The sequence below is a fragment of the Streptomyces sp. NBC_01260 genome, from assembly GCF_036226405.1.
GTDB lineage: Bacteria > Actinomycetota > Actinomycetes > Streptomycetales > Streptomycetaceae > Streptomyces > Streptomyces laculatispora.
The window spans coordinates 6951586-6964807 of sequence record NZ_CP108464.1; the positions used below are offsets into that span (position 1 = coordinate 6951586).

The window sequence follows — 13222 nt, forward strand, 5'->3', positions numbered from 1 at the left end:
GGCGCGTTCAGCGGTTCGTACCATCTGTCCGAAACCGGTGCGTTCGCGCCGGGGAGGGGTGACCGGTTCGCGCCAACGCGGCGCGCCGCCGTGACACGCTCGCACCGCGTACGGTTGTTCGTGATCGATCTCAGTAAAAGTCAGGAAAGGGAGACCACGGGAATGGCGCAGCAGGTACGAGGGGTCATCGCACCGGGAAAGAACGAGCCGGTACGGGTCGAGACGATTGTGATCCCGGACCCCGGCCCCGGTGAGGCCGTGGTGAAGATCCAGGCGTGCGGCGTGTGCCACACCGATCTGCACTACAAGCAGGGCGCCATCAACGACGAGTTCCCCTTCCTCCTCGGCCACGAGGCCGCGGGCGTCGTGGAGTCCGTCGGCGAAGGCGTCACAGACGTCGAACCGGGCGACTTCGTCGTCCTCAACTGGCGTGCGGTGTGCGGACAGTGCCGCGCCTGTCTGCGCGGCCGCCCCTGGTACTGCTTCGACACCCACAACGCCAAGCAGCGGATGACCCTGCTGGACGGCACGGAGCTGTCGCCCGCGCTCGGCATCGGCGCCTTCGCCGAGAAGACCCTGGTCGCCTCGGGCCAGTGCACCAAGGTCGACCCCGAGGTCGCCCCGGCCGTCGCCGGACTCCTCGGCTGCGGAGTGATGGCGGGCATCGGCGCCGCCATCAACACCGGCCAGGTCGGCCGCGGCGACTCGGTCGCCGTCATCGGCTGCGGCGGTGTCGGTGACGCGGCGGTCGCCGGCGCCCGCCTCGCCGGAGCGGCGAAGATCATCGCCGTGGACATCGACGACCGCAAGCTGGAGACGGCGAAGAAGATGGGTGCCACGCACACCGTCAACTCCCGCACCCAGGACCCGGTCGAGGCCATCCGCTCGCTCACCGGCGGCAACGGCGCCGACGTCGTCATCGATGCGGTCGGCCGCCCGGAGACGTACAAGCAGGCGTTCTACGCCCGCGACCTCGCGGGCACCGTCGTCCTGGTCGGCGTCCCCACCCCGGAGATGCAGCTCGAACTCCCGCTCCTGGACGTCTTCGGCCGCGGCGGCTCCCTCAAGTCCTCCTGGTACGGCGACTGCCTGCCCTCGCGCGACTTCCCGATGCTCATCGACCTGCACCAGCAGGGCCGGATCGACCTCGGCGCGTTCGTCACCGAGACCATCGGACTCGGCGACATCGAGCAGGCCTTCGCCCGGATGCACGACGGCGACGTCCTGCGCTCGGTGGTGGTCTTCTGATGACCGCCCGCATCGACCACCTCGTCACCTCCGGCACCTTCGCCCTCGACGGCGGCGAATGGGAGGTCGACAACAACGTCTGGATCGTCGGCGACGACACCGAGGCGGTCGTCATCGACGCCGCCCACGACGACGCCGCCATCGAGGCCGCACTCGGCGGCCGTACGCTGCGCGCGATCATCTGCACCCACGCGCACAACGACCACATCGACGCGGCACCCGCCCTCGCCGACGCCACCGGCGCACCGATCCTGCTGCACCCCGACGACCTGCCGCTGTGGAAGCAGACCCACCCGGACCGGGCACCCGACGGCGAACTGGCCGACGGCCAGGAGCTGAGCATCGCCGGGACGACCCTCACCGTCCTGCACACCCCCGGCCACGCCCCGGGCGCCGTCTGCCTGTACGCCCCCGAGCTGTCCACCGTCTTCACCGGTGACACGCTCTTCCAGGGCGGGCCCGGCGCCACCGGCCGGTCGTTCTCCCACTTCCCGACGATCGTCGCGTCGATCAGGGACCGGCTGCTCGCCCTGGACCCGGCCACTGTCGTCCGCACCGGACACGGCGACTCCACGACCATCGGCGCGGAGGCCCCGCACTTGGACGAATGGATCGCCCGCGGCCACTGATTCCGGGACTCACCCCCGCGGCCACGCGGAGAGCCGCAGCCCGCTCTCGAAGCGGCGCGGCCCTCCCGTGACCGGATCGGTGAACTCCAGCACCCGTGCCAGCAGTTGGAGCGGGCGCGACCAGTCGTCGGGCGCGCCCTGCGCCTCGAGAACCGGATAGACCGGGTCATGGACGAGCGGCAGCCCCAGGCTGTTCATATGGACCCGCAGCTGATGCGTCCGCCCGGTGGCGGGCAGCAGCCGGTAGCGCCCGAGCCCCTCCCGGTGCTCCAGCAGCTCGATCCGGCTCTCGCTGTTCGGCTCACCCGGCTCCTGACGGGCGGCGATCACCCCGCGCTCCTTCACGATGCGGCTGCGTACGGTGCGCGGCAGGACCAGACCGGGGTCGTACGGCGCCACCGCCTCGTACTCCTTGCGCACCAGGCGGTCCCGGAACAGCGTCTGGTACGCGCCCCGCTCCTCGGGCCGGACGACGAACAGCACCAGTCCCGCCGTCAGCCGGTCCAGCCGGTGCGCCGGCTGCAGCAGCGGCAGACCCAGCTCGCGGCGGAGCCGGGCCACCGCCGTCTCCGTGATGTGCCGGCCGCGCGGTGTCGTCGCCAGGAAGTGCGGCTTGTCCGCGACGACCAGGTGCTCGTCGCGGTACACGACACCGACCGGGAACGGCACCGGCTCCTCCGGCGCGAAGTCCCGGTGGAACCAGAGGTACCGGCCCGCCCCGTACGGCTCCCGGCCCGTCACCGCGCCCCGGACCGAGACGAACCGGCCGTCCGCGAGCATGGCGTCGACCCGGTCCGCCCCGATCGCGTCGCCGAACCGCGCCAGCAGATGATCGCGGACCGTGGGCCACTGCCCGTCAGGATCCTCCGGGAGCCGCACCCGGACCGGATCGATCCCGTCACGCTGCGGCAACGGCGGCGGGGGAGGCTTCGCGCGGCCCCTCATCGGGGCCCGCCCGCCGGTCCGCCCGGCCCCGGGATGCTGGGGCCTTTCGTTCGGATCATTCCGGGCTCGCGGGTTCCGGCACGCCCATCTGCGGCGTTGTCGTCAATCACCAACGCTCCGCGTTGCCTCAATCCTCCGCCTTGCACCTGCACGCACCGGAACCCGCTCCCCGATCCGGCCTGATCCAAACGAAAGGCCCTGGTTCTCATGGTGCGGGGAATCCTTCCACAGGAACGGCGCCCCGCGCGCCGGGGGCGTCAGGCGCGTGGGAGCGTCACCTTCTGGGGGCCGCAGCCGATGCGCTCGGCCTCCGCCGCGACATAGCCGGGCAGCAGATCGGCGGTGAGCGAGAAGCCGCCCCTGTCCGTCTGCCTCAGCTGCTCCACCACGAACACCACGGGACCGGTCTGACAGGACGCCCGGTACACCGACCGGTTCCCGGCCAGCTTTCCGTATCCCGTGGTGCCCTTGACGGGAGCGCCGGACCGCAGCGCGTCCCAGGAGAAGATCTCGGCCAGCGCCGGGTCCACCACCGTCGTCATCCGCACCACCGGTTCGGGGTCGCTGCCACCGACCTCGCAGACCCGGGCCGGTCCGTCGCCGCCACCGCCGGCCCGGGTGCTCGACAGCTCTTTGCGGTACGCCGCGGGCAGGGCGAACCCCTTGGTGCCGCAGAGAGCGGCCGCATCGGTGTCCTGCCAGGTCACGACGGGCGGCAGGGTTCGCGGTGACCGGTAGCTGCCCGAGCAGCCGAAGGACCGGATGACCCCGTTGGCCGTCTCCACCAGGGCGCCGGTGAGTGCAACGCGGTCCTCCCTCGCGAGCTCCGAGGAGATGTCGAGGCCCGCCCGGCCCATGCCGATGTCCACCACGGTGGGTCCGGAGAAGTCGCCCCGCCCCGTGCAGCTCTGCGGCAGCGCGAGCCAGCCGCGCGTCGCGGACGCCATACCGGGCAGTCCCTCGCCCAGCGACACCATGCCGGCCGCGAGGAACTCCTGGGGCCACTGTCGCGCGTCGGTTCCCCTCAGGCCGTCCAGCTGGTGCACGTTGACGGTCACCTGACGCAGGGCCCGGTCGTCCTTGAAGCTGGTGATGCGGCACTGCCCGTACGTCAGCCCGTCACCCTGGCGACCGCTCTGCAGCGACTGTTCGTCGACCTCGATCCTGCGGTCACCGAAGAGCTGCGACACGGTGGAGTCGCCGAGCGAGTCCCAGCAGGGAGCGGGACCGAGCAGCGGGAGGGTGTCGGTGCGCCAGGCGATGGCACCGGCGCCGAGCAGTGCGCCGGCCAGACCGGCGGCGGTGACGGCACGGGCCGTACGGCTCCGCAGCAGGCGGCGTACGAAGGAGGGGCGGTCGCTCGCCGGGACGGCGGGTTCCTCCCCGTCCGGACCGGCGCCACCGGGAACGGCGGGTCCGGCCCCGTCCGGGCTGCGGCCACCGGTGACGGCGAGTTCAGCCCCGTCCGGGCTGCCGCCGTCGCCGCTGTCCCCGCCTCCGGAGCCGTCCGCGTCGGGCCGGCCGGGTATCCGGGCCCCCACGGCGCCCTCGTCGTCCATGGCCCTCTCCCCGTTGTGCCCGTTGTCCCCGGCGTTCGCCGCGTTCTCCATGGACTTGTCCTCGCTCACGTGTCCTCACCGTCCCCGCACTCGATGCGCCGGCCCACGGACTCGGCGAAGCGGTCGAAGACCCGCCGGTCGTCGGGGCGGCCCCGGCCCTTCAGGCCGGTCTCCACGTTTCCGTAGAACACCGTCGGACGGCCCCCGCAGGTGGTGCGCAGCAGGCCGTGGGCGGCACCGGCGGGAAGGCCGTCGAACACGGCGACCAGGCGCGGTCGGCGCGCCATCACATACTGTGCCGACGGCTCGTCGGGCTCTCGCGCGGTCTGCCACACCACCGAACACGTCTGGAGCCGGTCGGTGACCGTGCCCACCTGCTGCTGGTAGCGCGAACCCTCGCCCAAGTCGAAGGTCATCCCGGGTATCCGGCACAGCGGACTGCCCGCACGCTCATCGTCCTCGGCCACCGTCACCATGGGCGACGTCGTGTGCAGAGGCTTGTCCGGGGCGCAACCGGCCTTCTCCATCGTCGTGTTGGCGGCATCGAGCAGCATCCGGCCGACCTCGGCGGTATTGCCGATCGCGAACGGTATGGCCACCTTGCCGAGATGGCCGTCGCCCGAGCTCTCGCTCCGGATCGTCACGGCCGACGGCCTGCCGTCCGCGTCGCACTCCTTGGGCAGCACCAGCATGGCCCGGTCACCGGCGACCAGTCCGTCGAGCCCGTCCGGGAGCGGCGAGGCCGAACCGTGGAAGTACTGGGCTATCCAGGACCGGCGCTCCTTGGCGCCGGCGGGGACAGGCCCGTACTCCAGAGTGATCTGCTCCTTGAAGGTGAGCGGCTGGTCCGAGTCGTCGTCCTCGGTCTCGGAGGTCACCGCCAGGGTGCACGTGCCGTGCGGCCGGCCGGCCGAGGGCGGTGCGGACTCGGTGGCCCGCCGTTGCGAGCCCGATTTGCCGAGCGCCTCGTCGCCAAGGAAGGACGCGCCGCTGTTCTGCTCCCACGCACCCCAGCAGTAGGTGTCGCGGAACGGCCAACTATCGGTTGCCCAAAGGCCGATACCGGACACGAGCACCGCCCCGGCGACCACGCCGACGAGGACCGTGGTCCGCCGTTTGCCACTGCTGACCATGACATTTCCCCCTTGCGAACCGCGACGTCCATCGCGGAACGCCGATGCTACGTCGTCACCGGCCGTGGCGGGAAAGAGGATTGGAGCGGGTGGCGTTGAAAGGATTTCAATGCCTAATTCCCGAGGGTAGAAAGCGCTTGAGGCGCGGGGTGGTGAACGGCCCCGCACCGCCATACGCCGCACCCGCGCCCATGAAGGAGCCCCTCATGACCGCCGCACGCCGAACCGGTCCAGCCCTGCTGGCCGCATTCGCGGCCGCAACCACCCTTGCCGCCCCCGCCGTTGCCTCCCCGGCCGCTACGCCGCCCCCTGCCGCCGCGCCGGGAACCGGGGCCGGGGCAGCGGCCGCCTGTACCGGAACGGCCCCCGTCGTCTGCCACTTCGACGTGGCCCCCGGTACCTATCTCGACCAGCCCCAGCTGTTCCCCACGGTCCGCCCGCTGATCCGCCGGGGCGACACCGTGCTCATCCAGCTCGCCCGCAATGCCAAGCAGACGACCGAGGCCGACTACCGCGCCAACCTCACCACCATGATCGACGCGATCCGCGGCCAGGGCGGACGCCCGGTGCTGGTCACCCCGATCGTCCGCCGCTGGTTCAACGCGGACGGCACCCTGGACAACGGCACCGCCCTGCTGGGCAACGGCCTCGGCGTCGACCTGCCGACGCAGATACGGCTCCTGGCCACGGAGCGGCACGTACCGCTCATCGATCTCACGGCGCTCACCCGGCAACGGGTCGAGGAGCTGGGCCCCGACGGTTCCAAGGTGCTCTACCTCACCGACGAGCAGCGCGACAACACGCACACCTCCGAGCGCGGCGCCACGGAGTACGCGGCCACGGTGCGCGACGCGCTGCGCGCCCAGCACCTGCTGCCCGCCGGCCTGTTCCGCTGACCGGCCCGCCTCCCTGCCCCGTCCCGGACGTACCCGGACGCGGCAGGCAGGGCGCGCAGTCAGCCCGGCGCCGAGAACACGAACGAGAACTCCGCCGGGGCCGCGTCGAGCCGGTGCTCCGGCAGTACGCCCGGTCCGCACGACTGCGAGCCGATGCCCTGCACCGCATGGTCCAGATTGACCCAGACGTGCTCCCCGGCCACCTGGTCCGGCAGATGCTCCGCGGCGTCCAGCTGCTCACTCGTCCAGCGCCGCGCGGTGAACCAGAACGGCGCGCTGCCCTCGGCCCGCAGCCCCGCACCGCTGCCGTCCGTCAGCTCCGCCCACCGGACGTCGGCCCGTGCGCCGTTCTCCTGCGGCCTGACGTACGGGGTCTGCAACGCGTCCACGTCCCGCTCCCAGAGCCCGAGCATCGCGGCGGCCCGGGTGTCCGGGTATGCCTCACCGGGACCGCCGCCGAACCACCGCGCCCCGCCGAACGCGGCGGGCAGCCCGAACCGGATGCCCAGCCGGGGCAGCGGCACCCGCCAGTCGCCCTCCGGCACCACGGACACCGTGAGGCCGAGCCGGTCCCCGGCCGCCGTCCACCGGTACGTGGTCCGAAGGCCCAGGTCCCACCCGGCCGGAGCCACCCGGGTCCGTACGGTCAGCGCGTCCTCCGCGGCCTCGACCGCATCGAGGCGGTGCCGCATCCGGTGCAGCCCCAGCTCCCGCCACCGCAGCCCGTACCGCTCGTCCGGCTGCCACGGCGCACCGTTGTCGTTGTCGGTGGGCGCCCGCCACACATCGAGCCGCAGCCCTTCCACCGCGACGTCCCCGAGCCGCACCGGGGCTCCGGTCGCCGCGTCGAAGACGCCCGGCCCGAGTGCGATCACGCCCTCGCCCCGCACCGGACGCGCACCGGTTGCCGGAGCGGGAGTGACCGGCGCGCCCACCTCGGCCTGGCCCCACGCCACCACATGCCCGCGCCCGGCCCAGGCGGTGTCCTCGGCGAGCACCGCCCGTACGGTCCACAGGCCGTCGCCCGCGGCATCCGGAACCACCTCGGCCGATGCCCCGGGCGCCAGCTCCGGCACCGTCAGCGCGCCCGAGGCGACGAGTACCCCCTCCACCTCGTGCGACCACACGAAGTCCAGGTGCCCGAGCCCGGTGAAGTCGTACCCGTTGGTCACGGTGAACGCGCCCGCCGAGGAACCCGGGCCGATCCGCACCGGCTCGATGACCTTCTTGTACTCGACGAGCCCGGGGGAGGGGGTGCGGTCGGGGAAGAGCAGACCGTCACAGACGAAGTTGCCGTCGTGCAGCTCCTCGCCGAAGTCCCCGCCGTAGGCGAAACCGTGCTCCGGGTGGGCGAAGCCGTGGTCGATCCACTCCCAGACGAAACCGCCCTGGCAGCGTTCGTACCGCTCGAAGAGCCTCTGGTACTCGCTGAGCCCGCCCGGCCCGTTCCCCATGGCGTGGGCGTACTCGCACATGATGAAGGGCATCGCGCGCCGCCGGGCGTCCAGCTCCGCGTCGGCCCACGGCTCCTCGGCCCGCCTGCCGATGAGTTCGACCTCGGCGTGCGTCGGATACATCCGCGAGTACAGATCGACGTCCTCGCACGACAGATCGCCCTCGTAGTGCAGCAGCCGCTCCGGGTCCCGCCCCCGTATCCACGCGGCCATCGCGGTCAGGCCGCGTCCCGAACCGCACTCGTTGCCCAGCGACCAGATGATCACCGAGGCATGGTTCTTGTCGCGCTCGACCATCCTTTCGGCCCGGTCGAGCAGCGCGGGGGTCCACCGCTCGTCGTCCACCGGGTTGTTGCGCCACTCCAGGTCGACAAAGCCATGTGTCTCCAGATCGCACTCGTCGATCACCCAGAGCCCCAGCTCGTCGCACAGGTCCAGGAAGGCGGGGTGCGGCGGATAGTGGCTGGTCCGTACGGCGTTGATGTTGTGCTGCTTCATCAGCACCAGGTCGCGCCGCATGGTCCGGGCATCGACGGCCCGGCCGGTCTCCGGATGGAACTCGTGCCGGTTCACCCCGCGAAAGAGCAGCCGCCGCCCGTTGACCTTGATGACGCCGTCCTCGACGACGACCGTACGGAAGCCGATGCGCAGCGGTATCCGCTCGCCGGGCGTCACCAGCTCCGCGTCGTACAGCCGGGGTGTCTCGGCGGTCCAGGGTTCCACCGGCAGGGTCACCGGTTCGCCCGCGGGGGCGTCGATGCCCAGTTCCGGCAGGAGAACCCGCCCCTCGGCGCCGTCGCACTCCACGCGCAGCGTCCCGCAACCGTCGCGATGGTCGTACCCGGCGTGCACGAAGAAGTCCCGGGGCGCGCCCTGCGGCCGGTGCAGCAGCGTCACGTCACGGAAGATCCCGGGCAGCCACCACTGGTCCTGGTCCTCCAGATAGCTCCCCGAGGACCACGCGTGCACCCGCAGGGCCAGTACGTTCTCACCGGCCCGCAGCAGATCGCCCACGGCGAACTCGTGCGGCAACCGGGACCCCTTGAAATCGCCCAGCTCCTGCCCGTTGAGCCAGACTTTGGCGCACGACTCCACCCCGTCGAACCGGAGCACGCTCTCGCCGTCCTCCGGCAGGCCGGCGGGCAGCGTGAACGTCCGCAGATGGTCGCCGGTCGGATTCTCGGACGGCACCCTCGGCGGATCGACGGGGAAGGGATAGACGACGTTCGTGTACGCGGGAGCGCCACCGGCTCCCTGGAGCACCCAGTGCCCCGGCACCTCGACCGCCCGCCAGGCGGAGGCGTCGAACCCCGGCTGCGCGAACGACGCGTCCTCGGCATCCGCGTCCGGCGAGAGCCGGAAGGCCCAATCACCGTTCAGGGACACCCGCAGGGCGTCGGACGCCGCGTACCAGGACCGCGGTGCGAGTCCACTCGATCCCGGACTCATGTCCTCGTACCAGGGAGTTGCGTCGGTGACTGTGCGGCTCATGGGTCTCCTCGTTCGAAAACGCCCGTCTCACGGGTGGACGTTAGCCAGGAGTGAACCGTTTCAACAAGGGGTAGCCGCACGGACGGTGAAAGCTCCCGCGATGCCGGTCCGCCAGGCCGAGGGGCGCTGCCCCGGCCGCCTGCCACTCCTACGATGGTCCTTCCCGCACCGATCAAGATCAGTTCCCATGTCGCAGGTCAGCGGGGGTGATGTCTGCCAGTGACGGCCGGTCGGTCAGGAACGCGGGACGTTGAGCGGCAGATCTCGGTGGAAGACGGCCATGGTCCGGCCGGCGCCGTCGTAGTCGTCGACGGTCTTCGTGTCGAAGCCGAGGCTGCGGTGGAAGGCGATGGAGCCGGTGTTCCCGATCGATGTGATCGCCTTCAACCGCCGTGCACCGTGGCGTTCCGCTGCTTCGGCGAACGCCGTGTACAGGCGACGCCCGAGACCGGTGCCGCGGGCGTCGTCCCGCGTGGCGATCAGGTGCACGTACCCGGTGCCGTCCGGGGTGACGAACCCGAAGACGTACCCACGGATTCCGTCCTCGGATCGGGCGACCAGGCAGGTCGAACCGAACTCCTGCACCAGTGCCAGAAGGTGCAGTGACCGGAGGTCGCGTTCGCCCCAGTACCGGGGGTGGTCAGCCAGGACCTGGTGGAAGTCGCCCACCTGGGCCGGTGAGATGTGTATGCCCATGGCAATGATCATTGCAGTGTCTTGGCCGTCACAGGCGAAGCTCCCCACGGGTTGGGTAAGTCGTGACGCGAGCCCGGGCCCTTGCGGCCTGTTCCATCCTGCCCCGTCCGGGTCTCCTGCGCGCATTTCGGCGAGTTGCTCGAAGAGCTCGCGCCTGAAGGCAGGCTGCCCGTGAGCCGGGCTTGCGTGTGAGCGGCGCGGCGAGGACCGCAGACGGTCTGTTGGTGCCGCTCCGCCCCACGGGGCCGAGCAGATGAATCCTCGATCCGTTCTTGCCGCGGCCGGTGTACTCAGGCGTTGTCCGAGGGGGCGGTTACGATCCCGGCCATGCGTCTTGAAGACCAGTTGGACAGGCTGGCGGAACTGGGGCTGCCGTTCGCGGCCGGCCGGACCGTGGACGAGCTGCTGTACTCGGGGCCGCGGGAGGCGTACGAGCGCAAGCCATTCGACCTCGTGCTGTTCGCGCTGGGCTGTGCGGTCGAGGACGAGCCGTGGGAGCGGTGGTTCTGCGACCGGGCGTGGCACTTCGACACCGAGTGCGTCCGCGGACAGGGTTCGTACACGGCGATCGCCCGGCAGCTGTGCCGGATCGCCGGCCGGCCGGGCGCCCTGTCCGGCCTGCGGGACCACGTCGACCTCGGCGAGGAGGAGGCGTGGATCGAGTACACGGCCGACGGCCGGCGGGTCAACTGGCCCATCGAGGTCAGGGACGACTGGGCAGACCTGTTGGTGGTCAGCTATCTCATCGACGAGCTGGAACACGGGGACTGGCGCTTCCATGTCCGGCACAACGGCCAGGCCATGACGCTCTTCTTCCTCGACGACGCGGCGGCCGGACAGCTCAACGAGCTGACCGGCGAGCAGACGATTGCCCCGTTCCCGGGTTAGCGGCCCCGCTCGCCCGGTACCTCCGCCAGATGTTTCCGTATCGGCCGGCGGGCCGGGAGCTCTCCCGTGACGGCACGCCGTTTCGCCCGCCATCGCGTGTTGTTGGAGAGGGCCGGAGAGGAGTTCCAGTGGATGCCGTCCGCCTGAAGGGTGGCGGATAGGGGCGTCAACTCGGCAGCGTTGCAGGTAAGTCGCTCCATTGGGACGGGAGTTCAAGAACGAGACCACGGCCGAGAGGGTGCTTCGGCAGTGGACGAGCGACTACGAAGCGGGCAGGGTTGCGGCCCGCTCGGACATGAAGCTGGGTGACTGGCCGGACAAGCGGCTTTCGAATCAAGGGAAGGAGGGGGTGGCCGTGGCCGGGTACGAGACGAAGATCCGTCTGCACGTCAAGCCGCATATCGGCGGAGTGAAGCTGTGCGATGTCACGGACGACACCCTTGGCGACCCGTACCGACTGCTGGAGTCGGCCCCCGTGCCCGACGGACAAGGGGTGGGCCTCGGGGGTGAAGAGCGTCCGGTGCGAAATGCAAAAGACCCCAGATCAACTGGGGTCTTCGCTGGTGTCCGAGGGGGGACTTGAACCCCCACGCCCGATAAAGGGCACTAGCACCTCAAGCTAGCGCGTCTGCCATTCCGCCACCCGGACAAGGTGTCTGTCTCGCGGGCCCTGCCCGTTCCGACGTGGAAAACCATAGCAAACATTGAGGGGTGCTCGATCACGCCCGGGTCAGTGTGAAGGGCACATGACGAGGGGTGGGGGGCCTTGGGTGTGCGGGCCGGGCGCGGGAGGATGAGGGGGAGCACCGCAGCGACAGTGGAAGGAACCAGCGTGAGCGAGACCAGAGCGGCCCGGACCGGCTCGGGCGAGAGCGCCGAGAACGAGGTCGTGGACCTCTGTCGTGATCTGATCCGGATCGACACCAGTAACTACGGGGACCATTCGGGGCCGGGCGAACGGCTGGCCGCCGAGTACGTGGCGGAGAAGCTCGCGGAGGTCGGGCTGGAGCCGCAGATCTTCGAGTCCCACAAGGGCCGCGCCTCCACAGTCGCGCGGATCGAGGGCGAGGACTCCTCCAGGCCGGCCCTGCTGATCCACGGCCACACCGATGTCGTCCCGGCGAACGCCCACGACTGGACGCACCACCCCTTCTCGGGGGAGATCGCGGACGGCTGTGTGTGGGGCCGGGGCGCGGTCGACATGAAGGACATGGACGCGATGACCCTCGCGGTCGTGCGCGAGCGGATGCGCAGCGGCCGCAAGCCCCCGCGGGACATCGTGCTCGCCTTCCTCGCGGACGAGGAGGCGGGCGGCACCTACGGGGCCCGGTATCTCGTCGACAAGCACCCCGACCTGTTCGAGGGCGTCACCGAGGCGATCGGTGAGGTCGGCGGCTTCTCCTTCACCGTCAACGAGAACCTGCGGCTCTACCTCGTGGAGACCGCCCAGAAGGGCATGCACTGGATGCGGCTGACCGTGGACGGCACGGCCGGTCACGGGTCCATGACCAACGACGACAACGCGATCACCGAGTTGTGCGAGGCGGTCGGGCGGCTCGGCCGGCACAACTGGCCGGTGCGGGTGACCAAGACCGTGCGGTCCTTCCTGGACGAGCTGTCCGACGCGCTCGGCACTCCGCTGGACCCCGAGGACATGGACGCCACGCTGGCGAAGCTGGGCGGCATCGCCAAGATGGTCGGCGCCACCCTGCGCAACTCCGCCGCCCCCACGATGCTGGGTGCCGGCTACAAGGTGAACGTGATCCCGGGGCAGGCCATCGCCCATGTCGACGGCCGCTTCCTTCCGGGGTACGAGCAGGAGTTCCTGGCCGACCTCGACCGGATCCTCGGTCCGCGCGTCAAGCGCGAGGACGTGCACGGCGACAAGGCGCTGGAGACCGATTTCGACGGCTCGCTGGTGGACGCGATGCAGGTCGCGCTCAAGGCGGAGGACCCGATCGCCCGTGCGGTCCCGTACATGCTCTCGGGCGGTACGGATGCCAAGTCCTTCGACGACCTGGGTATCCGCTGCTTCGGATTCGCACCCCTGAAGCTCCCCCCGGAGCTGGATTTCGCGGGCATGTTCCACGGCGTGGACGAGCGGGTGCCGGTCGACGGCCTGAAGTTCGGCGTCCGGGTTCTCGACCGTTTCATCGACAACAGCTGACCTGGTGCCGAGTTAATCGCCAGCGTGTACGTACGCACCGGAACGAGTGAAAGGGGCTTCCTGCTCGTAGCCCGATCGAATTCTCCTCGTTACAGGTGATGCGGTCCGCGGCTGGG

The 13222-nt window shown here is 70.7% G+C and carries 9 protein-coding genes, 1 tRNA gene and 1 pseudogene; 5 read left to right on the top strand and 6 right to left on the bottom strand.

Annotation, left to right across the window (positions count from 1 at the left end; all coding sequences use genetic code 11):
• Nucleotides 1-162 precede the first annotated feature (162 nt).
• Nucleotides 163-1248: an S-(hydroxymethyl)mycothiol dehydrogenase gene (locus OG322_RS31045; protein ID WP_123468768.1), complete on the top strand. Its 1086-nt coding sequence runs from the start codon at nt 163-165 to the stop codon at nt 1246-1248.
• Nucleotides 1248-1877, top strand: a complete 630-nt coding sequence (locus OG322_RS31050; RefSeq protein ID WP_123468766.1) for an MBL fold metallo-hydrolase — start codon at nt 1248-1250, stop codon at nt 1875-1877. Before OG322_RS31045 ends, OG322_RS31050 begins: the two co-directional genes overlap by 1 nt.
• A 9-nt stretch (nt 1878-1886) precedes the next feature.
• On the opposite strand, the gene OG322_RS31055 is transcribed toward OG322_RS31050, so the two are convergent.
• The 3 genes from OG322_RS31055 to OG322_RS31065 all read right to left on the bottom strand — a co-directional run bounded on the left by OG322_RS31055 (nt 1887) and on the right by OG322_RS31065 (nt 5514).
• A complete protein-coding gene (locus OG322_RS31055) occupies nt 1887-2822 on the bottom strand; it encodes a pseudouridine synthase (RefSeq protein WP_124286488.1) in 936 nt (311 codons plus the stop codon).
• Between the two features lie 257 nt (nt 2823-3079).
• Complete coding sequence (locus OG322_RS31060; protein ID WP_206432509.1) at nt 3080-4450, bottom strand: hypothetical protein; 1371 nt, start codon at nt 4448-4450, stop codon at nt 3080-3082.
• On the bottom strand, nt 4447-5514 hold the full coding sequence (locus OG322_RS31065) for a hypothetical protein (protein WP_329307280.1): 1068 nt from the start codon (nt 5512-5514) through the stop codon (nt 4447-4449). Before OG322_RS31065 ends, OG322_RS31060 begins: the two co-directional genes overlap by 4 nt.
• Before the next feature lie 398 nt (nt 5515-5912).
• On the opposite strand from OG322_RS31065, the pseudogene OG322_RS31070 reads away from it, so the two are divergent.
• Nucleotides 5913-6410: pseudogene (locus OG322_RS31070) on the top strand (carbohydrate esterase); the annotation flags it as partial.
• Nucleotides 6411-6469: 59 nt separating this feature from the next.
• On the opposite strand, the gene OG322_RS31075 reads toward OG322_RS31070, so the two are convergent.
• Together OG322_RS31075 and OG322_RS31080 are read right to left on the bottom strand one after the other, a co-directional pair.
• Entirely contained in the window at nt 6470-9355 is a 2886-nt protein-coding gene (locus tag OG322_RS31075) for a glycoside hydrolase family 2 TIM barrel-domain containing protein (protein ID WP_329307281.1), read from the bottom strand.
• Between the two features lie 234 nt (nt 9356-9589).
• The gene (locus OG322_RS31080; RefSeq protein WP_123468754.1) at nt 9590-10063 is read right to left on the bottom strand and encodes a GNAT family N-acetyltransferase; all 474 of its coding nucleotides are present in this window, start codon (nt 10061-10063) and stop codon (nt 9590-9592) included.
• 315 nt (nt 10064-10378) lie between these two features.
• On the opposite strand from OG322_RS31080, the gene OG322_RS31085 reads away from it, so the two are divergent.
• Nucleotides 10379-10939, top strand: coding sequence for a hypothetical protein (locus OG322_RS31085; protein ID WP_124286492.1), 561 nt, complete (start codon nt 10379-10381; stop codon nt 10937-10939).
• Between the two features lie 561 nt (nt 10940-11500).
• On the opposite strand, the gene OG322_RS31090 is transcribed toward OG322_RS31085, so the two are convergent.
• Nucleotides 11501-11588, bottom strand: a tRNA-Leu gene (locus tag OG322_RS31090).
• 183 nt (nt 11589-11771) lie between these two features.
• Between OG322_RS31090 and OG322_RS31095 the strand changes: the two genes are divergently transcribed.
• Nucleotides 11772-13106 (top strand): M20/M25/M40 family metallo-hydrolase, encoded by a 1335-nt coding sequence (locus OG322_RS31095; RefSeq protein ID WP_123468750.1) that lies wholly within the window; start codon nt 11772-11774, stop codon nt 13104-13106.
• Nucleotides 13107-13222 lie beyond the last annotated feature (116 nt).